This window comes from Pseudomonas sp. NPDC098740 (assembly GCF_044760065.1).
In the GTDB taxonomy this organism is placed as follows: Bacteria; Pseudomonadota; Gammaproteobacteria; order Pseudomonadales; family Pseudomonadaceae; genus Aquipseudomonas; species Aquipseudomonas rossensis.
The window spans coordinates 81976-102287 of the sequence record NZ_JBIWAM010000007.1 but is presented as its reverse complement, the minus strand read 5'-3'; the positions used below and the strand labels follow the sequence as shown (position 1 = coordinate 102287).

At 59.9% G+C, this 20312-nt stretch carries 19 protein-coding genes and 1 riboswitch; of the genes, 8 read left to right on the top strand and 11 right to left on the bottom strand.

Annotation, left to right across the window (positions count from 1 at the left end; genetic code table 11):
* Positions 1-44: 44 nt before the first annotated feature.
* Both ACIQU2_RS11165 and ACIQU2_RS11160 read right to left on the bottom strand, forming a co-directional pair.
* Positions 45-428: an MAPEG family protein gene (locus tag ACIQU2_RS11165; protein WP_347802071.1), complete on the bottom strand. Its 384-nt coding sequence runs from the start codon at positions 426-428 to the stop codon at positions 45-47.
* Positions 429-468: 40 nt separating this feature from the next.
* Positions 469-1302, bottom strand: a complete 834-nt coding sequence (locus ACIQU2_RS11160; RefSeq protein WP_008152002.1) for an EamA family transporter — start codon at positions 1300-1302, stop codon at positions 469-471.
* 219 nt (positions 1303-1521) lie between these two features.
* On the opposite strand from ACIQU2_RS11160, the gene ACIQU2_RS11155 reads away from it, so the two are divergent.
* On the top strand, positions 1522-2709 hold the full coding sequence (locus ACIQU2_RS11155; protein ID WP_403140516.1) for an MFS transporter: 1188 nt from the start codon (positions 1522-1524) through the stop codon (positions 2707-2709).
* A gap of 40 nt (positions 2710-2749) precedes the next feature.
* On the opposite strand, the gene ACIQU2_RS11150 is transcribed toward ACIQU2_RS11155, so the two are convergent.
* Positions 2750-3637 (bottom strand): formate/nitrite transporter family protein, encoded by an 888-nt coding sequence (locus tag ACIQU2_RS11150; protein ID WP_347802074.1) that lies wholly within the window; start codon positions 3635-3637, stop codon positions 2750-2752.
* Positions 3638-3808: 171 nt separating this feature from the next.
* A complete protein-coding gene (locus ACIQU2_RS11145) occupies positions 3809-4213 on the bottom strand; it encodes a hotdog domain-containing protein (RefSeq protein ID WP_347802075.1) in 405 nt (134 codons plus the stop codon).
* A gap of 198 nt (positions 4214-4411) precedes the next feature.
* Positions 4412-4514, top strand: a riboswitch (S-adenosyl-L-homocysteine riboswitch).
* A 23-nt stretch (positions 4515-4537) separates the two neighbouring features.
* Here ACIQU2_RS11145 and ahcY point away from each other — a divergent pair.
* The 4 genes from ahcY to ACIQU2_RS11125 all read left to right on the top strand — a co-directional run bounded on the left by ahcY (position 4538) and on the right by ACIQU2_RS11125 (position 9996).
* Positions 4538-5947, top strand: coding sequence for an adenosylhomocysteinase (gene ahcY / locus ACIQU2_RS11140; RefSeq protein WP_077747242.1), 1410 nt, complete (start codon positions 4538-4540; stop codon positions 5945-5947).
* Between the two features lie 89 nt (positions 5948-6036).
* On the top strand, positions 6037-6882 hold the full coding sequence (gene metF / locus ACIQU2_RS11135) for a methylenetetrahydrofolate reductase [NAD(P)H] (RefSeq protein WP_403140512.1): 846 nt from the start codon (positions 6037-6039) through the stop codon (positions 6880-6882).
* 191 nt (positions 6883-7073) lie between these two features.
* Positions 7074-7889, top strand: coding sequence for a substrate-binding periplasmic protein (locus tag ACIQU2_RS11130; protein ID WP_403140510.1), 816 nt, complete (start codon positions 7074-7076; stop codon positions 7887-7889).
* Positions 7890-8112: 223 nt separating this feature from the next.
* Positions 8113-9996: a DEAD/DEAH box helicase gene (locus ACIQU2_RS11125; RefSeq protein ID WP_403140507.1), complete on the top strand. Its 1884-nt coding sequence runs from the start codon at positions 8113-8115 to the stop codon at positions 9994-9996.
* Between the two features lie 252 nt (positions 9997-10248).
* Here ACIQU2_RS11125 and ACIQU2_RS11120 read toward each other — a convergent pair whose 3' ends face one another.
* From ACIQU2_RS11120 to ACIQU2_RS11110, 3 genes are all read right to left on the bottom strand, one after another.
* Positions 10249-10842: a YceI family protein gene (locus ACIQU2_RS11120; protein WP_133835621.1), complete on the bottom strand. Its 594-nt coding sequence runs from the start codon at positions 10840-10842 to the stop codon at positions 10249-10251.
* A 32-nt stretch (positions 10843-10874) separates the two neighbouring features.
* Positions 10875-11426, bottom strand: a complete 552-nt coding sequence (locus tag ACIQU2_RS11115; protein ID WP_403140505.1) for a cytochrome b — start codon at positions 11424-11426, stop codon at positions 10875-10877.
* A 263-nt stretch (positions 11427-11689) separates the two neighbouring features.
* Positions 11690-13447, bottom strand: coding sequence for a flavin monoamine oxidase family protein (locus ACIQU2_RS11110; protein ID WP_403140503.1), 1758 nt, complete (start codon positions 13445-13447; stop codon positions 11690-11692).
* A 223-nt stretch (positions 13448-13670) separates the two neighbouring features.
* On the opposite strand from ACIQU2_RS11110, the gene ACIQU2_RS11105 reads away from it, so the two are divergent.
* Together ACIQU2_RS11105 and ACIQU2_RS11100 are read left to right on the top strand one after the other, a co-directional pair.
* Complete coding sequence (locus ACIQU2_RS11105) at positions 13671-15077, top strand: adenosylmethionine--8-amino-7-oxononanoate transaminase (RefSeq protein ID WP_046045254.1); 1407 nt, start codon at positions 13671-13673, stop codon at positions 15075-15077.
* A 178-nt stretch (positions 15078-15255) separates the two neighbouring features.
* Positions 15256-15975: a 16S rRNA (uracil(1498)-N(3))-methyltransferase gene (locus ACIQU2_RS11100; protein WP_347802082.1), complete on the top strand. Its 720-nt coding sequence runs from the start codon at positions 15256-15258 to the stop codon at positions 15973-15975.
* Between the two features lie 84 nt (positions 15976-16059).
* On the opposite strand, the gene ACIQU2_RS11095 is transcribed toward ACIQU2_RS11100, so the two are convergent.
* From ACIQU2_RS11095 to ACIQU2_RS11085, 3 genes are read right to left on the bottom strand one after another with little or no spacing between them, the layout of a single operon-like run.
* Positions 16060-16962: a transporter substrate-binding domain-containing protein gene (locus ACIQU2_RS11095; RefSeq protein ID WP_403140498.1), complete on the bottom strand. Its 903-nt coding sequence runs from the start codon at positions 16960-16962 to the stop codon at positions 16060-16062.
* Positions 16963-16989: 27 nt separating this feature from the next.
* Positions 16990-17340 carry a RidA family protein gene (locus tag ACIQU2_RS11090; protein ID WP_074871612.1) on the bottom strand — a complete coding sequence of 117 codons (351 nt, stop codon included), beginning with the start codon at positions 17338-17340 and terminating at the stop codon, positions 16990-16992.
* An 18-nt stretch (positions 17341-17358) separates the two neighbouring features.
* Positions 17359-18600, bottom strand: a complete 1242-nt coding sequence (locus tag ACIQU2_RS11085; protein ID WP_403140497.1) for a D-amino acid dehydrogenase — start codon at positions 18598-18600, stop codon at positions 17359-17361.
* A gap of 107 nt (positions 18601-18707) precedes the next feature.
* Between ACIQU2_RS11085 and ACIQU2_RS11080 the strand changes: the two genes are divergently transcribed.
* Positions 18708-19616 carry a LysR family transcriptional regulator gene (locus ACIQU2_RS11080; RefSeq protein ID WP_403140495.1) on the top strand — a complete coding sequence of 303 codons (909 nt, stop codon included), beginning with the start codon at positions 18708-18710 and terminating at the stop codon, positions 19614-19616.
* A 5-nt stretch (positions 19617-19621) separates the two neighbouring features.
* Here the strand turns inward: ACIQU2_RS11080 and ACIQU2_RS11075 are convergent, their stop codons facing one another.
* Positions 19622-20239 (bottom strand): hemolysin III family protein, encoded by a 618-nt coding sequence (locus ACIQU2_RS11075; protein WP_403140492.1) that lies wholly within the window; start codon positions 20237-20239, stop codon positions 19622-19624.
* Between the last annotated feature and the right edge of the window lie 73 nt (positions 20240-20312).

Below are 20312 nucleotides of genomic sequence, written 5' to 3'. Positions count from 1 at the left end.
TGAGCGTAGGAGCTGGCGAAGCCTGCGATCTCTTGATCTTGCTCTTAAACAGAAACCACAAAGAAACTGACGATCAACCCCATCCCCACCAACCACACCAGCGACCGCAAAATCGCCCAGTCCGCCAAGTAGCAAATGATGTACAGCAGCCGACTGGTGATAAACAACACCGCCAGCACATTGATCGTCACCAGTTCGGCATTGCCGGCCAGGTGCGCAACGATCACCGCCGCCGCGAACGCGGGAATCACTTCAAGACTGTTCAGATGCGCCGCATACGCGCGTCGGCCAAAACCATTCAGTGACTCGAGAAAGTCACGGGGGTCATGATTGTCTTTCGGCCTGAACCCGCCACTGACCCTGGCGATGCCCGTGCAGATATAGGGCAGGAAAATCGCGATCAAAATGCACCACAGAGCAACCGTCATAACGCAATCCCTTCTTCAAGTTTCAAGAGTCGAGCTCCAGTCAAAACTTCATCACCAGCATGCCGATCAGCACCAGTCCACAGGCTAAGAGCCGTGGCCTGCCGAAAGGTTCTTTCAAGTAACGCATGCCGAACAGCACCACCAGGATCACACTGATCTCGCGCAATGCCGCCGCTTCGGCAATCGAGCCCAGTTGCATGGCCCACAGCACCAGAGCGTAGCTGAACAACACGCAAAACCCGACCGCCAACCCCAGTCGCCACTGCTCACGCCAGAACAACATGAAGGCCGGTCGCTTACGCACCAGCGCCAGTAAGGGGAACGGCCAGGCACTGAGCAACGTGACCCACACCAGATAATCCAGCGGATGCGACCAGCGCCGCAACGCCTGGCCATCGATGAAGGTGTAACAGCCGATGCACAGGCCTATCAACGCCACCACCGGCAGCATCGACCACGGCAACCGCGCTCCGCCGCCGCCCTGCCACAGCAAACAAAGCATGCCGAACGGGATCAGCAGAATCCCGAAGATCTGCTGGTTCGTCAGCACTTCTCCGGCAAAAATCAGCGTCAGTGCCAGCACCACCAGCGGCGACAGGCCACGCATCAGCGGATAGACCAGCCCGAGATCACCGACCCTATAGGCCTGGATCAGCAAATAGCGATAGAGCAATTCAAACGCCGCCGACGCCAGAATCCACGGCCAGATGTCCAGGGGTGGCAACGCCACGAACGGCAGCATCAGCGCGACAAACAGCATTGCAACGCTGTCCATGCAGGCCACCACCAGCAGCCGTTCCGCACTGAATTTGATCAGGGTATTCCACGCCGCGTGCAACAGCGCCGCTACTAACACCAGTGCTGTTGCAAGCACGGCACACTCCTTATTTTGTCCCGCCCTCCTACGGAGTTCAGTTGGATAATTGATTCGCCATATGTCAGCAGCTGTTTATACTGCAAGCGACCACGCCGCACTCAGTTGCGCACAGACTAATTCCAATAAATTTTTGCCACCGCCCGCTCTCGTCGAGAACGGGCGTCGGCATGCGTATGCCTGATCAGAGCGTCAAGACTACCGACAGAGACCTTGCGCATGCCACTCGCCTTGCTTGCCCTCGCTGTTGCCGCGTTCGGCATCGGCACCACTGAATTCGTCATCATGGGCTTACTGCCCGATGTCGCCCGCGACCTCGCCGTGAGCATTCCCCACGCGGGCCTGCTGATCACCGGCTACGCACTGGGCGTGGTGTTCGGTGCGCCGATCCTCGCGGTCGGCACCGCCAACATGCCGCGCAAAGCTACGTTGCTGGGCATGACGCTGATGTTCATCCTCGGCAACATTCTTTGCGCATTGGCGCCGAACTACGCCACGTTGATGGCCGCACGAGTGGTCACCGCGCTCTGCCACGGTGCGTTCTTCGGCATCGGTTCGGTGGTTGCCGCCGGCTTGGTGGCACCGAACAAACGCGCCCAAGCGATTGCGATGATGTTCACCGGCCTGACCCTGGCCAACGTGCTGGGCGTGCCGTTGGGCACTGCGCTCGGGCAATACGCCGGCTGGCGCTCGACATTCTGGGCGGTGTCGGTGATCGGTGTGATCGCGGCTATCGCGCAGTGGGTCTGGCTGCCGAAGGACATCGCCATGGACAAGGCCAACCTCGCCAGCGAGTTCAAAGTGCTGGGCAAGGTCAACGTGCTGTTGGCGCTGGGCATGAGTGTGCTGGCGTCGACCAGCCTGTTCAGCGTCTTCACTTACATTGCCCCCATCCTGCAAGACATCACTGGCGTCAGCCCGCATGGGGTGACCCTCATGTTGTTGTTATTTGGTGTGGGGTTGACCGCGGGCAGCATGCTCGGTGGTCGACTGGCGGACAGTCGTTTGCTGCCTTCACTGGTCGGCATGGCGCTGGCCGTAGCAGTTGTATTGGCTGCCTTTAGCCAGACCAGTCACTCGGTGATCCCGGCAGCGATCACGCTGGTGTTGTGGGGGATCTTCGCCTTTGCCCTGTGCCCGATTTTGCAACTGCTGATCATTGATCAGGCCCATGAAGCACCGAATCTGGGTTCAACGTTGAACCAGAGCGCGTTCAACCTCGGCAACGCAGCCGGTGCGTGGATAGGTGGGCTGGTTGTCGCCAGTGGTGCGGATCTGGCGGACTTGCCGTGGACCGGCGCGCTGGTCAGTGGGTTGACGGTGGCGACGGCGGTTTTCTACATCTATCTGCAACGCCGTGGGGCGGGGGTGGTCAATGTGTCCGGTACAAACACCCCAGGGGGATAGAGGGCTGGGTACTCTTGATCTAACAAAGATTTCAAACTTATTACTTTTTGCTCTTCTGCGGGTCGGGCTCCGGGCCTTGATCCGCAGTCTTCTTTGGCGGCCCGCTCTCGCTGCGAATCTGCGCATGGCTGATCAGCGCGAAGATGAAGCTGCCGCCGATGATGTTCCCCGCCAGCGTCGGCCCGGCGAACACCTGCCAGAAATCCTTCCACGGCAACTCGCCGGCAAACACCAGATACGAGACCTCGGCCGAACCGACCACGATGTGGGTGAAATCCCCCAGCGCCATGAGGTAGGTGATGAGGATGATGATCCACATCTTCGCGCTCTCCATGGACGGAATCATCCAGACCATGGTGGCGATCATCCAGCCCGACACAATGCCTTTGGCGAACATCTGGCTGGCGTCGTTCTCCATGATCTTGCGTCCGATATCGAGGAAAGCCAGGTCGGTCTTGCTGTCGAAAATCGGCAGATTCAGCATCACATACGCCACCAGCAACGTGCCGCAGAGGTTGCCCACCAGCACCACCGACCACAGGCGTAGCAATCGACCGAAATTGTTCAGTGTGGGTTTGGTCATGATCGGCAGCACAGCCGTCAGGGTGTTCTCGGTGAACAATTGCTGACGGGCGAGAATCACCGCGAGAAAGCCTGCGCAGTAACCGAAACTGGCGATCACCTTGAAGCCTTCGCCGTCCGGCAGACGGGAATTGAGCAGCCCCATGGCCATCAGCGACAGGCCCATGGTCAGGCCGGCGGCCAGCGCCGACCACCACAAGGCGGCGACACTGCGTTCGAGTTCCTGATCGCCCTGGGTGCGGATGATTTCGTGCAGCACCGCCGCCCGCGGCGGCTGGCTCTTGTCGACGTCGTGCTGTTCTTCAGGGGAGAGGTTCGGGGTCTTGCCGTCTTTTTGCGTGTCCATAAAGCTCCGGAACCAGTGGCGTGTCATGTAGGTACGACACGCAGGGTCAGGGTCCGTTCTGTAGGAGCTGCCGAAGGCTGCGATCTTTTGATCTTGATTTTCAGCGGTCAGTGACGACGCCAGGGTCAAGATCAAAAGATCGCAGCCTTCGGCAGCTCCTACGGGCTCGCATTACTCGCTGATGCCATCTTCCTTGAACTGGTCTTTGACGTACTTGATCTCGGTTTGGCCGTGCGGTGCAGGCAAGCCGTCTTCACCCAGATTAACGAAGACAATCTTCTCCACCGTCAGGATGCTTTTGCGGGTGATTTTGTTACGCACTTCGCACTTCAGGGTGATGGAGGTGCGACCGAATTCGGTGGCGGTGATGCCCAGTTCGATGATGTCGCCCTGGCGCGAGGCACTGACGAAGTTGATCTCGGAAATGTACTTGGTGACCACACGCTGATTGCCCAGCTGGACGATGGCGTAGATCGCCGCTTCTTCGTCGAGCCAGCGCAACAGGCTGCCGCCGAACAACGTGCCGTTGGGGTTGAGGTCTTCGGGTTTTACCCATTTGCGGGTGTGGAAATTCATATTCACTCCTGACCGTCTTGCCGATTGATGCCGGCCATCATGGCAGAGCCCGACCTAGAGCTCTATCAAGCATCGGCTATGGCCTCGATTACCGTTCAGACATTGACCAACAGAAACGCTTTGGAAGTATCGCTCACACGGCTATAATCGCCACCGTTTCAAAACGGTCATCTTCGGTTGATACCGTTTTCCCGCCACCTGTCCGAGGGGCGCTGCAGCAGGTTCGACCTGTCAGGCTCGGATGGGGCGTTGCTTGACCGTTATCGGTCAGACACTAAACGCACAACGGCGCCCATTCGCATACATTACGAATGGAGGCTCATCATGAGCGCTGTTATCACGCCTGCAGATTTTAACGATTACAAAGTTGCCGACATGTCCCTGGCTGCCTGGGGTCGTCGCGAAACCATCATCGCCGAATCCGAAATGCCAGCCCTGATGGGTCTGCGCCGCAAGTACGCCGGTGAGCAGCCGCTCAAAGGCGCGAAGATCCTCGGCTGCATCCACATGACCATTCAGACTGCCGTGCTGATCGAAACCCTGGTTGCCCTGGGTGCCGAAGTGCGTTGGTCGTCCTGCAACATTTTCTCGACTCAGGACCAGGCCGCTGCTGCTATCGCCGCTGCCGGCATCGCGGTTTACGCCTGGAAAGGCGAAACCGAAGAAGAGTACGAGTGGTGCCTTGAGCAAACCATCCTGAAAGATGGCGCGCCTTGGGATGCCAACATGATCCTCGACGACGGCGGCGACCTGACCGAGCTGCTGCACAAGAAATACCCGGCGATCCTGGACCGCGTCCACGGCGTCACCGAAGAAACCACCACTGGCGTTCACCGCCTGTTGGACATGCTGGCCAAGGGCGAGCTGAAAATCCCGGCCATCAACGTCAATGACTCGGTAACCAAGAGCAAGAACGACAACAAGTACGGCTGCCGTCACAGCCTGAACGATGCGATCAAGCGCGGTACCGACCACCTGCTGTCCGGCAAGCAAGCGCTGGTCATCGGTTACGGTGACGTGGGCAAGGGTTCGGCCCAGTCCCTTCGTCAGGAAGGCATGATCGTCAAGGTTTCCGAAGTTGACCCGATCTGCGCCATGCAAGCCTGCATGGACGGTTACGAGCTGGTTTCGCCGTTCATCGACGGTATCAACAACGGCACTGAAGCAAGCATCGACAAAGCGCTGCTGGGCAAGATCGACCTGATCGTGACCACCACCGGTAACGTCAACGTTTGCGACGCAAACATGCTCAAAGCCCTGAAGAAGCGTGCCGTTGTCTGCAACATCGGTCACTTCGACAACGAAATCGACACCGCTTTCATGCGCAAGAACTGGGCATGGGAAGAAGTGAAGCCACAGGTTCACAAAATCCACCGTACCGGCCCTGGCGCATTCGACGCCCAGAACGACGACTACCTGATCCTGCTGGCCGAAGGCCGTCTGGTTAACCTGGGTAACGCAACCGGCCACCCAAGCCGCATCATGGACGGTTCGTTCGCCAACCAGGTTCTGGCTCAGATCTTCCTGTTCGGCCAGAAGTACGCCGACCTGTCGCCAGCCCAGAAAGCCGAGCGCCTGACCGTTGAAGTACTGCCGAAGAAACTCGACGAAGAAGTGGCCCTGGAAATGGTCCGCGGTTTCGGCGGCGTCGTGACTCAACTGACCAAGACCCAGGCCGACTACATCGGCGTGACCGTTGAAGGTCCGTTCAAGCCGCACGCTTACCGCTACTGATTGGACCCGGCGGGCTTTGCGCCCGCCGATCCTGACCAGGCGGACCGGCCATCACCGGCCCGCCTTTTGCGATTGCAAAGGGTATTCCCATGTCCCAAGAACGTCGCTACAGCTTCGAGTTCTTCCCTACGAAGACCGATGCTGGGCATGAAAAACTGATCGCTACTGCCCGTCATCTGGCGACCTACAATCCTGACTTCTTCTCTTGCACCTACGGCGCTGGTGGTTCGACCCGTGATCGCACCCTCAACACCGTGTTGCAGCTCGAAAGCGAAGTCAAAGTACCTGCCGCACCGCATTTGTCCTGCGTTGGCGACAGCAAGGACGACTTGCGCGGCCTGCTGACCCAATACAAGGCGGCCGGCATCACCCGTATCGTTGCCCTGCGCGGTGACCTGCCTTCCGGCATGGGCATGGCCAGTGGTGAAATGCGCCACGCCAATGACCTGGTTGAATTCATTCGTGAAGAAACCGGCGATCATTTCCACATCGAAGTCGCCGCCTACCCGGAAATGCACCCGCAAGCGCGCAATTTCGAAGACGATCTGACCAACTTCGTGCGCAAGGCCAACGCTGGCGCCGACAGTGCGATCACCCAGTACTTCTTCAACGCCGACAGCTACTTCTACTTCGTCGAGCGTGTACGGGCGATGGGCGTGAACATCCCGATTGTTCCGGGGATCATGCCGATCACCAACTACAGCAAGCTGGCGCGCTTCTCCGATGCCTGCGGTGCGGAAATCCCGCGCTGGATCCGCAAGCAGTTGGAAGCCTACGGCGACGACACCCAAAGCATTCAAGGCTTTGGTGAGCAAGTTATCACCGAGATGTGCGAACGCCTGCTGCAAGGTGGCGCTCCAGGGCTGCACTTCTACACGCTGAACCAGGCCGAACCGAGCTTGGCGGTGTGGAACAATCTGAAGTTGCCGCGCTAAAAGCCGTTAAAGCAAGTCAAAAGATCGCAGGCTTCGCCAGCTCCTACATCGGGCGTGTTTAATCCCTGTGGAGCTGCCGCAGCCTGCGATCTTTTGCTTTTAACGCCCTTTTATTGTGCAGCAACACTCTGAGTTAGAGCTTCTGGATCCCGTTTCTGGCTCTTTCCGGTTTCTCGTCGTAATCTCAAGCCATGCCTTTGATCGCGCAGTTACTGACCGTGTTTCTTTTTACTTGCCTGAGCTTTACCGCTCGGGGCGAGAAACTGCGCATTGTCACCGAGCCCTGGGCGCCGTACGTGTACGAGGAAAACGGCAAATCCCTGGGGCTGGACTACGAAACCACCGCCATCGTCTTCAAACGCCTGGGCATCGAAGTGGAATGGCAGTTCCTGCCGTGGAAACGCTGCCTGTCGATGCTCGAAACGGGCCAGGCAGACGGCGCGCTGGACATCTTCCACAGCGATGAGCGCGACGCCACCCTGCTCTACCCCGGCGAGCCGCTCTCGGAAGTGGAGTTCGTGATGTTCTACGCCAATGAGCGGCCCCACCCTTTTCGCACCCTCGCCGACCTGAAAGGGCTGACCATAGGCACTTCCCCGGGCTATCTGTACAGCCAGGACTTCAGCGAATCGACCCTGTTCACCCGCGAACCGGCGCCGACCCATGAAGCCAACTTCGGCAAACTGGTGCGCGGGCGGATCGACCTGCTGATCACTGATCGCAGGGTCGGTCAGCACTTGCTTGATGAATTGGGCATCCGCGACAAGATTACCGAGAACCCGACCGTCATCAGTCACCAGAGCCAGTTCCTGGCAGTACGCCGCAACGCCGGCATGGACTTGTTGGTGCAGCGCTTCGGCGCCGAACTCAAACGCTTCAAGCGCGAGCCTGCGTACGCTGAACTGAGCGCCCGTTACGGCGCCCATCCGGCTGCCGAGGTCAAAGCCACCAGAGCCACCGCCGCCAGCGGAAAAACCGTTGAGCAGCAGGAAAGCGGCGCGCAGTGATTGCTCTGTTATACTCCGGCCTTCCCGCCAGGCTCACGCCCGGACGCTCGGACTTGTTCAAGGCATCTCGACCCCGCTACAGCGCAGCTTTTCAGCCCGCGCGAGCACTCCAGATGAGCCTTCTTGGCCCAGCAGGACCGGACGGGATTGCGTTCCTCTTAAACGCCATTCGCGCCAGGCAAGACTCCCATTGGGCCAAGCCCTAACTAAAACAGGATTACTCATGTCCTTTGCTTCCCTCGGTCTCTCCGAGGCTTTAGTCCGCGCCATCGAGGCAGCGGGCTATACCGAGCCTACTCCGGTGCAACAGCGGGCCATTCCCGCCGTGTTGCAAGGTCGCGACCTGATGGTCGCGGCTCAGACAGGCACTGGTAAAACCGGCGGCTTCGCCCTTCCGATTCTGGAGCGGTTGTTCCCCAACGGTCACCCGGACAAATCCCAGCGTCACGGCCCGCGCCAACCGCGCGTACTGGTCCTGACCCCTACCCGCGAACTCGCGGCTCAAGTACACGAGAGCTTCAAGGTCTATGCTCGTGACCTGAAGTTCGTCAGCGCCTGCATCTTCGGCGGCGTCGGCATGAACCCGCAGGTTCAGGCCATGTCCCGCGGTGTTGACGTGCTGGTGGCCTGCCCTGGCCGCCTGCTCGACCTCGCCGGCCAAGGCAGCGTCGATTTGTCCCACGTGGAAATCCTCGTGCTGGACGAAGCCGACCGCATGCTCGACATGGGCTTCGTCCATGACGTGAAAAAGGTCCTGGCTCGTCTGCCGAGCAAACGTCAGAACCTGCTGTTCTCGGCGACCTTCTCCAAAGACATCACCGACCTCGCCGGCAAGCTGCTGCACAACCCTGAACGCATCGAAGTCACGCCGCCGAACACCACGGTCGAGCGTATCGAACAGCGCGTATTCCGCCTGGCCGCCAGCCACAAGCGCTCGTTGCTGGCGCACCTGATTACCGCTGGCGCCTGGGAACAGGTGCTGGTGTTCACCCGCACCAAGCACGGCGCCAACCGTCTCGCTGAGTACCTGGACAAACACGGCCTCAGCGCCGTTGCAATCCACGGTAACAAGAGCCAGAACGCGCGCACCAAAGCCCTGGCCGACTTCAAGGCCGGCGAAGTGCGCATCCTGGTCGCCACCGACATCGCCGCTCGCGGCCTGGACATCGATCAGTTGCCACACGTGGTCAACTTCGAATTACCAAACGTCGACGAAGACTACGTTCACCGTATCGGCCGTACCGGCCGTGCCGGTCGTTCGGGCGAAGCGATCTCGCTGGTCGCTCCGGACGAAGAAAAACTGCTGAAAAGCATCGAGCGCATGACCAAGCAGAAGATTGCCGACGGCAACCTGATGGGCTTCGATTCCAGCGCTGTAGAAGCCGAGAAGCCTGAAGTCCGCGAGCGTCCGGATGTGCGTAACCCGCGCAACCCACGTGGCCCGCGCGGCGACGGTCCGAACGGCACCGGCGGTGGTGGCGGTCGTAAAGACAAAGGCAAGGACAAGGGCGGCAAGGAAAAACCTGCAGCCACTGGCCGTGGTGATCGCCCGGCGCGTGAACACAAGCCACGCGAAGGCACTCCGGCTCGCGAGCAACAGCGTCCAGCGCCACGCGCTGCTGCTGCAGACCGTGCTCCGGACGAGTTCCTGGACGACGACGTCGATAACTTCGGTAACCGCGTCGACTACGTGCCACAGGCCAAACCCGCTCAAGGCCGTGGTCGCCGTCCGGGTGCTCCGGCACAAGGCACGACAGCTGGCGCAGGTGCTCCGCGCACCGGCGGCGGCAAGCCTCAGGGACGTCAAAGCGGCCCACGCAGCAGCGATGGCGCCACCACCGGCACGCCGCCGGCCAAGCGCAGCGGCCCACGCAACGGCGCTCCACGTGACGGTCAGGCCCGTCGCGAAGAGTCCCGCAACCGCCGCCCGGCTCGCACCGACGACCAGCCGCGTTCGGAACCGGCCGTGCAAAACCCGCGCGGCCCGGCACCGAAGATCATTCACAAGGAGTCGAAAACCGATCGTTTCCCGACTCCTGAGCAACTTGATCAACTGCCAGGCCGTCCGCGCGGCGAGAAACCAGCGTTGCTGACTCGCAATCGCTGATTTAACGCAGCCATAAAAAATGCCTCTGATCGCGAGATCAGGGGCATTTTTTTGAACTCATGTAAAACCCTGTGGGAGCGAGCTTGCTCGCGATAGCGGTAGATCAGTTAGTGGAGATGTTGAATGTTAAACCCCCATCGCGAGCAAGCTCGCTCCCACAGTGGATTTGCGGTGGCCATGCAGATTATGCCAGGCAATAAAAAACGCCCCCGATCGCAAGATCGAGGGCGTTTTTTGTTTTAGCGGCGAACGTTACTTCGCTTTCACACCTTCAAACGAAACGTACAGCTCGACCGCGTCGGACTGTGGGCCCAGGTCTTTCTGCTTGCCGAAATCGGAACGCTTGATGCTAGTGGTGCCTTCGAAGCCGGCACGGTAGCCGCCCCATGGATCCTTGCCTTCACCCAGGAAAGTGGCCTTGACCACGACTGGCTTGGTCACGCCCAGCAGCGTCAGGTCACCGGTCACGTCAGCAGTGTCTTTGCCAGCGGCGTTTTTGCCGGTGGATTTGACGCTGGTGGAAACAAACGTGGCTTTGGCGAATTTGCTCGCGTTCAGGAAATCACCGCTGGCGATGTGCTTGTCGCGCTCGGCATGGTTGGTGAACACGCTGGCGGTGTTCACGTTGAACTCGATCTTGCTGGCTTCAGGCTTGGCAGCGTCGAAGCTGAACTTGCCGTCGATGTCCTTGAAGGTACCAGTGATGAAGCTGTAGCCCAGGTGGCTGATCTTGAAGTCAACGAAGGCGTGCTGGCCTTCCTTGTCGACAACGTAGTCAGCTGCCATCACGTTAGCGGACAGCAGAGCAGAACCGATTGCCAGAGCGGCGAGCGTCTTTTTCAACATGCTTTCTATTCCTTTGGAGTCGAGGTTGAACATCAGGCTTTGCGCCCCAGCATTCGCGTCAGGGTCGCATCACGATCAATAAAGTGGTGTTTCAGTGCTGCCAACGCATGGAGACCGGAAAAAATTACCAGCGCCCAGGCCAGGTACAAATGAATCACACCGGCTGTATCTGCCTGATCCGGTAGTCCGGATATCAGTGCAGGAACTTCAAACAGGCCAAACACCGGAATCCCGACACCATCTGCGGTGGAAATCAGGTAACCGGCAATCATCACAGCGAACAGACTGAGATACAGGAACGAGTGACCGAAACTGGCGCCAATGCGCGTCATGCGGTTATAGCTTTCCAGTACTGGCGGCGGCGGGCTGATGAAACGCCACAGCACCCGTAGAACCATGACGGCTAACAACACCAGGCCAATGCTCTTGTGCAAGTCGGGCGCGTCTTTGCGCCAGACGCTGTAGTAGTCGAGACCGACCATCCACAAGCCCAACGCAAACAGAACGAAGACCGCCAGCGCCACGCCCCAGTGCATGAAAATGCTGACCCAACCGTAGCGCGAAGAAGAGTTACGTAGCTGCATTGCCCAAATCCTGTGAGAACTGCGACCAAGACTATCGAGTTATCTATCGAGTTAAAGCGGAAAATTTCGCTTTGAAATATCGAGAAATACGATCAAGAGTCTGAAATAGGTGAGTTAAGGAAAGATTAAAGACCCATATGTAAGAAAAAATGAAGTCCAACTAAAGAACACCTGCGCCATAAGGTTTATTCGATTCTTGATATTGGTTTTCTTCGGGCATAAAAAAACGCGGCATTTCTGCCGCGTTTTTTTAGTCCCAAAGCTTACTGCGCTTTGGTATCCGTCGCCGGAGTCGCAGCGGGCTTGACCGCTACTTTCTTCGCCGGTTCAGCCTTCTTCACTGGGGCCTTTTTGGCCTCGGCTTTGGCCGCAGGTTTTTTCGCTGCAGCTTTGGCCGGGGCTTTTTTGGCGGGTTCGGCTTTCACCGGGGCCGCTGGTTTCGGTGCTTCTACCGGCGCTGGCGCTGGGGCCGGCGCAGGTGTTGGAACCGGTGCCGGAGCAACTGGAGCCACTGGCTCTGGCGCCTTGACCGGTGCAGGTTTGTCGTCAGAACCACCGAACAGGTTGGTGAAGAAGTTACCTTTCTTCGCCGCCACCGCGCTGGCCGCCGCAAGGGTCGCTGCCGGAACAACTTTCGCCGGTTCAAACGACTTGCCGGCCGCCAGGTCTTCTACCTGACTGGCTGCCCGCTGACCGGTGCGCAATGCGCCTTCCAGCGTGCCCGGGTACAAGGTGTCAGTGTGTTCGCCGGCAAAGGCTACACGCTGAATCGGACGCTCCCACAGACGCCAGTACTTGCTGATCTGGCCAGGGCCGAACGCCAGGTAAGCGCCGCCCATCGATGGGTCGGTGCTGTAACGGCGGATTTCGTAACCGGTGAACGAACCGCGCGCCTGTGGATAAAAGGCGTGCAGACGGATCAGCACCTGATCGACCATCTGCTTGTCGCCGAAGGCCTGCATCACGCGCGCGTTGTCGCCGGACAGGTTGATCACCACGTTGGCGCCACCCTTCAGCGCCGGCTCAACCCACAGCATGCCCAGACCGGTGTTGCTGTAGATCTCGCCGGTCATCCGCGCCTTGCTTTCCCACACGGGTGTCTTGAACTTCAGCATGATCTGGTCGCGCCAACCGTAGTTGGTGCCCTTGATCGCGCCCATGTGCTGGGCATCCAGCGAAGGAGTCATCTGAATCTTGTTCAGTGCGCGCAGTGGCACGGCCACAACGACGTAATCAGCTTGGTAGCCAACGCTGCCGACTTTGACGGTCACGCCGTCCTTGTCCTGGGTGATGGCCGAGACCGGAGAGCTGGTCTTGATGGTTTTCAATTGTTTAACGAAAGCCTGTGCCAGCACCGGGCTACCGCCGGGCAGGCGCGAAGCGCGCAGGTCACGGTCGGCAACGCCACGGTAAACGCGGCTTTGCTGTGCGAAGTACAGCAGCGACAGGCGCGACGGTTCGTCATAACGGGTACGAATCTGCTGATTCACCAACTGACGTGCCGTGGCTGGCAGATTCAAACGGTCGAGCCAGTTGGCCACGTTGATCTGGTCCAGGGCGAACAGTGTGCTGTTGGCCGCCGGGTTCTGCGGGTCTTCGATCGAGCGCGCCAGATCGTCCAGGGTCTTTTCGTAGCGCTTGAGCGCGTCGCTGGTGGCCGGCTGCTTGGTGGCCAGATCGGCGGCAGTGAAATACTCACCGTCAATCAGGTAGCCCGGGGTCCGCACGAACTCTGGGGCCGGCGTGGTGCTCAGCTTGAAGGTCGATACGTACTTGTTCAGAACCGGTTGAGTCTTGTCGTTGCCGATCCACTCACTGGTGGCCATGCCGGAGCGACCGCCCATGCTCGGTTTGGCTTCCAGCAGGGTGACCTGCCAGCCTTTGTTTTGCAGTTCGTAAGCAGCGGTGAGGCCAGACAGCCCTCCCCCGATCACGATCGCCGTTTTATCCTTGGCCAGCGCAGACACGCTGAACAGCCCTAACATCACCAGCGCACAGGCGCGCAGCCAACCAGCAGACATTCAGCGAACTCCGGAAATACACGTAGGAAAAAGTGGTTTTGCGAGTCAGACGACTCAAAGAACCGCGAAGAATACGTCAGCCATCAAAAGGCCGCCAGCGACGTCTATCCACCTATATAAAGTAGCTCAATCGACACAATGGGTTGTCCCCACGCCACGCATTGCATAGGCTTGCGCGATTGTTTGCCCGCGCACCAAGCGAGCCGCCTCGAGGAGACTGAAAATGGGCCTGAATAATCAGTGGATGCAACGCGATCTTGCGGTGTTGTGGCATCCCTGCACCCAGATGAAAGACCACGAACAGCTGCCGCTGATCCCGATCAAACGCGGTGAAGGCGTCTGGCTGGAAGACTTCGAAGGCAAACGTTACCTCGATGCCGTCAGCTCCTGGTGGGTCAACGTGTTTGGTCACGCCAACCCACGGATCAACCAGCGCATCAAGGATCAGGTGGATCAGCTGGAACACGTGATCCTCGCCGGTTTCAGTCATCAGCCAGTCATCGAGTTGTCCGAGCGCCTGGTGAAAATGACGCCGGAAGGCCTGACCCGATGCTTCTACGCCGATAACGGGTCGTCCTGCATCGAAGTCGCGCTGAAAATGAGCTTTCACTACTGGCTCAACCGCGGCCAGCCGAACAAGAAGCGCTTTGTCACCCTGACCAATAGCTACCACGGCGAAACCATGGCGGCGATGTCGGTGGGCGACGTGCCGCTGTTCACCGAAACCTACAAGGCGCTACTGCTGGACACCATCAAGGTGCCGAGCCCCGATTGCTACCTGCGCCCGGAAGGCATGAGCTGGGAAGAACATTCGCGCAATATGTTCGCTGCCATGGAACAAACCCTGGCCGAGAATCATGACACCGTCGCGGCAGTCATCGTCGAGCCGTTGATTCAGGGCGCCGGCGGCATGCGCATGTACCACCCGGTGTATCTGAAACTGCTGCGCGAAGCCTGCGACCGCTATGGCGTGCACCTGATCCACGACGAAATCGCCGTTGGCTTCGGCCGCACCGGGACGATGTTCGCCTGCGAACAGGCCGGCATCCGCCCGGACTTCCTCTGCCTGTCCAAGGCCCTGACCGGCGGTTATTTGCCGCTGGCGGCCTGCGTGACCACCGAAGATGTCTACAGCGCTTTCTACGACGACTACCCGACCCTGCGCGCCTTCCTGCATTCCCACAGCTACACCGGCAATCCGCTGGCGTGCGCGGCAGCCTTGGCGACTTTGGATATCTTCGAAGAAGACAACGTCATCGAGAACAACAAGGCCCTGTCTCAGCGCATGGCCAGCGCCACTGCGCACCTGGCCGATCACCCGAACGTTTCGGAAGTGCGTCAGACCGGCATGGTACTGGCCATCGAGATGGTCAAGGACAAGGCCACCAAGGAAGCTTATCCGTGGCAGGAACGCCGCGGCTTGAAAGTGTTCCAGCATGCGTTGGAGCGTGGTGCTTTACTTCGACCGTTGGGCAGCGTGGTGTACTTCCTGCCGCCCTACGTGATCACGCCTGAACAGATCGACTTTCTGGCCGAAGTGGCCAGCGAAGGGATCGACATTGCGACTCGCGATAGCGTCAGTGTTTCGGTGCCGAAGGACTTTCACCCGGGCTTCCGCGATCCGGGCTAGAAATCACCGAGAAACCCTGTGGCGAGGGAGCTTGCTCCCGCTGGGTCGCGAAGCGGCCCCGCTTATACCTAGAAAGAAGGGGACTGCTACGCAGTCCAGCGGGAGCAAGCTCCCTCGCCACAAAAGCTAGTTCGTCCCAACTTACGATGCCGAACATCAGATTCAGTAGAGACCCAGCATGAGACTGTCCCGCTTCTTTATCGACGCCCCCTTGAGCACTGGCGAACACGAGTTGCCCGAGGCCCAGGCCCATTACATCAGTCGCGTGCTGCGCATGGCCGAAGGTGATGCGCTGCAACTGTTCGACGGTTCGGGCCATGAGTTTCGCGCCACACTGATAGAAGCCGGCAAGAAGCGCGTCGTCGTGCAGATCGATGAAAGCTTCGCCGGGCAGGTCGAGTCGCCCTTGCAGATCCATCTCGGCCAGGGCTTGTCCCGTGGCGAGCGGATGGATTGGGCGATTCAGAAAGCTACCGAACTGGGGGTCACTGAAATCACCCCGATCTTCAGCGACCGCTGTGAAGTCCGGCTGAAGGACGAACGCGCCGACAAACGCCTGATGCACTGGCGCCAAGTGGCGATCAGCGCCTGCGAGCAGTGCGGACGCTCACGGGTGCCGGTGATTCACCCGCCGCTGCTGCTGGCGGACTGGTTGAAGCAGACTCAAGCGGAATTGAAGTTGGTGCTGCATCCGGTGGCCGAGCCGTTGGTGAGCCATGCGAAACCGGCGACGCTGGCGTTTTTGATCGGGCCTGAAGGCGGGTTGTCGGAGGCAGAAGTGGATCAGGCCAAGGCTGGCGGTTTTCACGCTGCCCGCCTCGGTCCTCGCGTATTGCGCACTGAAACCGCGCCGGTGGTGGCATTGGCGGTGGCGCAACAACTGTGGGGCGACTTCTGACCCGAAAAAGATCGCAGCCTGCGGCAGCTCCTACAGTTGAAACGCGCCCCTGTAGGAGCTGCCGCAGGCTGCGATCTTTTGATCTTATTGCACCGGATCACTCACTGGCTTGGCGATGATTGCTTTCAGTTCGCTGGTCATCGGGAATTCCAGGTTCAGGCCTTTGGGTGGAATCGGTTGCTGGAACCAGCGCTGATAGATGCCATTGATCTCGCCTGAACTGTACAGATCGGCGAGGGTCGAGTTCACCAACTCAAGAAACTGCGGATCACCCTTGCGCACCATGCAGCTGTAGATTTCCCGCGACTGCTCCTCGCCCACCACGACCCAGTTATGCGGATCGCGGGCCTTGGCGCGTTCCCCGTAAAGCAGCGCGTCATCCATATAGAACGCCGCCGCCCGACCTGACTGCAACATCTGGAACGCTTCGCCGTGGTCCTTGGCACTGATCACGAACATATCGATCTTGTGATCGATGTTGTAGCTCTTCAGAAACCGCTCGTTGGTGGTGCCCGCGGTGGTCACGACGTTCTTGCCGCGCAGGTCGGCGAAGCTTTTGATGCCGCTGTCCTTCGCCGTGAGCAACTGCCCCTTCACGTAGATGAACCCGTAGGAAAACGCCACTTGCTGCATGCGCTCAGCGGTCACGCCGGTGGAGCCGCACTCAAGGTCGACCGTGCCGTTCTGCACCAGCGGAATGCGCGTTTGCGAGGTCACCAGGGTGTACTTCACCTGCAGATCCGGCAGTTCAAGTTTTTGCTTGATGCGCTCGACAATCTTGCTCGCCAGATCCACCGAATAGCCCATCGGCTGCCCCGTGTGATCACCCACGTAGGAGAACGGCACCGACGCGTCGCGATAGCCCAGCGTGATGCTCTTGGCATTGGCGACCTTGTTCAGCGTGCCGGTCAGCGGCGCTTCGTTGGCCTGGACCTGACTGGCGAGCAGCAAGCCGAGGGTGCAGCCGATCAACGTGATTTTTTGCATTGTTATTCTCCGTTGTGGGTTAAACGATTAGCGGCGGGCGGCGATCACGGTGATTTCCACCAGCACCTCTGGACGGGCCAGTTGCGCCTGCAACGTGGTGCGGGTCGGCGCTTTGCCCGGTGACAGCCACTGCGACCAGACCTCGTTCATGGCGGCAAAGTCGCGGCCAATGTCGTTCAGGTAAATGGTCGCGTTGAGCAGATGATCCTTGTCGCTGCCAGCTTCGGCCAGCAACGCATCGATTTTCGCCAGCACTTCCGCGGTTTGGCCGGTGACGTCGGTGCTGTCACCCGGAACCTGTCCCGAGAGAAACACCAGATCGCCAAAGGTCACCGCGCCAGAGAGTCGGCTGTTGCTGTTGATACGGTTGATGCTCATCGGTTTTTCCTTTTCAAGTCAGGCGACGCGGGGGGCGAGGCCCTGCATTTCGATTGAAGGTGCGCGCCGGGCGATCAATTCGCTGAGCAACCGGGCGCTGCCACAGGCCAAGGTAAAACCCAGGGCGCCATGGCCGAGGTTGAGCCACAGGTTGCGGTACGCCGTGGCCCCGATCAATGGCACGCCGCTGGGAGTGGCCGGGCGCATGCCGGCCCATTCGATGGCGGCGGCGTAATCACCGGCATTGGGCAGGGTTTCCTGCGCCTGGCGCTTGATCAACGCCAGGCGTTTGGGGTCGAGCGCCGGGTCGAAACCGACAATGTCGACCATCGCCGCCACGCGCAGCTGTTCACCGATGCGGGCGTAAACGATCTTGCGGTTGTAATCGGTGATGCTCAGCTCCGGCGCGCGATGTTCAGCGCGGATGGGCAAGGTCAGGCTGTAGCCCTTGAGCGGATACAGCGGCAGGTTCATGCCTGGCAACGCCAGCGCCGGACTGCGATGTCCGGCGGCAATCACCAGTTGCTCGACCGGCAGCACTTGCGAACCCATTTCGACGGCCTGTACCGCGCCGTCCACGTGGCGAATGCCGGTGACTTTGCGCCCGAGCAAAAACTCGCAACGCCCCGACGCCTGGAGCCGAGCCAGCAGTTGCTGGCAGAAAGCATGGCAATCGGCGACCTCCTCGTCGGGGGTATAAATCGCGCCCACAAACGGCGCCTCGGCGAGTGCAGGCTCCAGTTGGGCGCATTCGGCCCGCGACAGCACGTGCTGCTGTCGCGGATCGGCGAGGCCATGGCGAGCGTGTTCGAAACTCGCGGCTTCACGAAACGTCACCAGTTTGCCGTTGCGCCGCCAGTCGAAACCTTCGAGGCGGTCTTCTTCGCGCCAGCCTTGCAGCGTGGACTGGCTCAGCAGCGCCAGACGCAGCAGGTGCGCGCCGTTGCGCTGATTCACCGAACGACGGCAGGCCGCCAGGAAGGACGCCATCCAGCGCCATTGCGCCGGGTCCAGGCGCGGGCGCAGCTTCAACGGCGAGTCACCGCGCAACATCCAGCCAAGCGCCTGCAACGGTACGCCGGCATCGGCCAGCGGCGCGACGTAGCGGTAGGACAACTGGCCACCGTTGGCGAAACTGGTCTCGCTGCCCAGCGAGTCCCGGGCCTCGATCAGCGTCACGTCTATGCCGTCGCGAACCAGTGCGTAAGCCGTCGTCAGCCCGATGACGCCACCACCGATGATGCAAACCCGCTGAGCCATGTCTGTCCTTAACCGTTGTGGAAACAGAGCTCAGGTTAGGACCAGGTGACAGGCGTTGAACAATGCATAAAGATGCCTGACCCATAAACAAAGGTTATGGACTTGCCATGCGACTGCGACACATCGAGATTTTCCAGGCCATTCGCCAGACCGGTTCGGTCAGTGGCGCCGCGCAGTTGCTGCACGTGTCGCAACCGGCGGTGAGCAAAGTGCTGCAACACGCCGAGCAGCAACTGGGCTTCCCGTTATTCCTGCGGGTGCGCGGTAAATTGCAGGCCACGCCCGAAGCGCTGGAGCTTGAGCGCGAAGTCGACAAGGTCACCGAAAGCCTGCAAGGCGTACGACGCCTAGCCCAGAGCCTGCGTCGCGAACCGGGTCACAGCGTACGGATCGGCGCGATCCCGGCGCTGGCCTTGTCGCTGCTGCCGCCGGCCATCAACGAGTGGACGCAACGTTACCCGGACATCGCCTGCGAATTGTCCAGTGCCCACAGCCGTGAGCTGATGCAGAATTTGTTGATGCGCGAAGTGGATGTCGCTCTGACCTTGCAGCCGCCGGATCATCCGGGCCTGAATGCGCAAGCCCTGGCCTGCGGGATGCTGGTGGCGCTGGCACCGACCGGTTACTGGGCCGACGACACCCTGGGCCAACCGTTGCCGCTGAGCGAACTCGCCGGCGCGCCGCTGATCGGTCTATCCAGCGCCGACCCGCTGGCGGCCAGGCTCGACAGCTACCTTGAGGCGGTCGATCCGCCGCCACGGGTTCGCATCGCCGTGCAGACCTATTCGCTGGCGCGGGCGATGGTTGAATCCGGTGCCGGGCTGGCAGTGATCGACCCGTTTACCGCGCTCGGCGCATCCCCCGCCACCACGGCGATTCGACCTCTGGCGCCAGCGTTACCGATCACGTTGTATGCGGTCACTCGCGCCGACGAACCGCCGCCCCACACCCTGAGCGACTTGTTGCAGGTGTTCAGCCGACGGGCGCAGGCACAACTGGATCGCTTGATCCCTTAGAGGCCTCAAAGGACATAAAACAGGATCGCCACGAAGTGCAGCAAACTTCCGGCGATCACGAACAGATGCCAGATCCCGTGGGCATGGCGCAAACGACTATCCAGCGCAAAAAAGACAATGCCCACGGTGTACAGCACGCCGCCCGACGCCAGCCAGGCGAAACCTGTACTGCCCAACGCCGCCAGTAACGGCTTGACCGCCACCAGCACGATCCAGCCCATCACCGCGTAGATCACGATCGACAGAATCCGCGCTTCCGAGCGCGGTTTGATCTCTTGCAGGATGCCGATCAGCGCCAATCCCCAGACAATCCCGAACAGCGTCCAGCCCCACGGCCCGCGTAGGGTCACGAGACAGAATGGTGTGTAGCTGCCGGCAATCAGCAGGTAGATCGAAAAGTGATCGACCTTCTGCATGATCGCTTTCTTGCGCCCACGCACGCTGTGGTAAACGGTCGACGCGCTGTAAAGCACCAGCAAGGTAAACCCGTAAATCGCCACGCTGACGATCTTCCACGGGCTGCCGTCCATGCTGGCGATCACCAGCATCCACACCACCCCGACAAATGCCGCCACTGCCCCGACCAGATGCGTCCAGGCGTTCAATCTTTCCCCGTGATACATGTGTTGCTCACCTCAAAATTCGTTGCCGCATCGCGCAAGGCTCAGGCCTTGAGACTAAAAGCGCAATGTTTCA

Bases quoted from the DNA above. Each gene is read 5' to 3' on its own strand.
- ACIQU2_RS11165 (WP_347802071.1), bottom strand. From the start codon at position 428: ATGACGGTTGCTCTGTGGTGCATTTTGATCGCGATTTTCCTGCCCTAT.
- ACIQU2_RS11110 (WP_403140503.1), bottom strand. From the start codon at position 13,447: ATGTCTGCTGGTTGGCTGCGCGCCTGTGCGCTGGTGATGTTAGGGCTG.
- ACIQU2_RS11150 (WP_347802074.1), bottom strand. From the start codon at position 3,637: ATGGACACGCAAAAAGACGGCAAGACCCCGAACCTCTCCCCTGAAGAA.
- ACIQU2_RS11130 (WP_403140510.1), top strand. From the start codon at position 7,074: ATGCCTTTGATCGCGCAGTTACTGACCGTGTTTCTTTTTACTTGCCTG.
- ACIQU2_RS11115 (WP_403140505.1), bottom strand. From the start codon at position 11,426: ATGCAGCTACGTAACTCTTCTTCGCGCTACGGTTGGGTCAGCATTTTC.
- metF (WP_403140512.1), top strand. From the start codon at position 6,037: ATGTCCCAAGAACGTCGCTACAGCTTCGAGTTCTTCCCTACGAAGACC.
- ACIQU2_RS11080 (WP_403140495.1), top strand. From the start codon at position 18,708: ATGCGACTGCGACACATCGAGATTTTCCAGGCCATTCGCCAGACCGGT.
- ACIQU2_RS11105 (WP_046045254.1), top strand. From the start codon at position 13,671: ATGGGCCTGAATAATCAGTGGATGCAACGCGATCTTGCGGTGTTGTGG.
- ACIQU2_RS11090 (WP_074871612.1), bottom strand. From the start codon at position 17,340: ATGAGCATCAACCGTATCAACAGCAACAGCCGACTCTCTGGCGCGGTG.
- ahcY (WP_077747242.1), top strand. From the start codon at position 4,538: ATGAGCGCTGTTATCACGCCTGCAGATTTTAACGATTACAAAGTTGCC.
- ACIQU2_RS11100 (WP_347802082.1), top strand. From the start codon at position 15,256: ATGAGACTGTCCCGCTTCTTTATCGACGCCCCCTTGAGCACTGGCGAA.
- ACIQU2_RS11145 (WP_347802075.1), bottom strand. From the start codon at position 4,213: ATGAATTTCCACACCCGCAAATGGGTAAAACCCGAAGACCTCAACCCC.
- ACIQU2_RS11125 (WP_403140507.1), top strand. From the start codon at position 8,113: ATGTCCTTTGCTTCCCTCGGTCTCTCCGAGGCTTTAGTCCGCGCCATC.
- ACIQU2_RS11075 (WP_403140492.1), bottom strand. From the start codon at position 20,239: ATGTATCACGGGGAAAGATTGAACGCCTGGACGCATCTGGTCGGGGCA.
- ACIQU2_RS11120 (WP_133835621.1), bottom strand. From the start codon at position 10,842: ATGTTGAAAAAGACGCTCGCCGCTCTGGCAATCGGTTCTGCTCTGCTG.
- ACIQU2_RS11085 (WP_403140497.1), bottom strand. From the start codon at position 18,600: ATGGCTCAGCGGGTTTGCATCATCGGTGGTGGCGTCATCGGGCTGACG.
- ACIQU2_RS11095 (WP_403140498.1), bottom strand. From the start codon at position 16,962: ATGCAAAAAATCACGTTGATCGGCTGCACCCTCGGCTTGCTGCTCGCC.
- ACIQU2_RS11155 (WP_403140516.1), top strand. From the start codon at position 1,522: ATGCCACTCGCCTTGCTTGCCCTCGCTGTTGCCGCGTTCGGCATCGGC.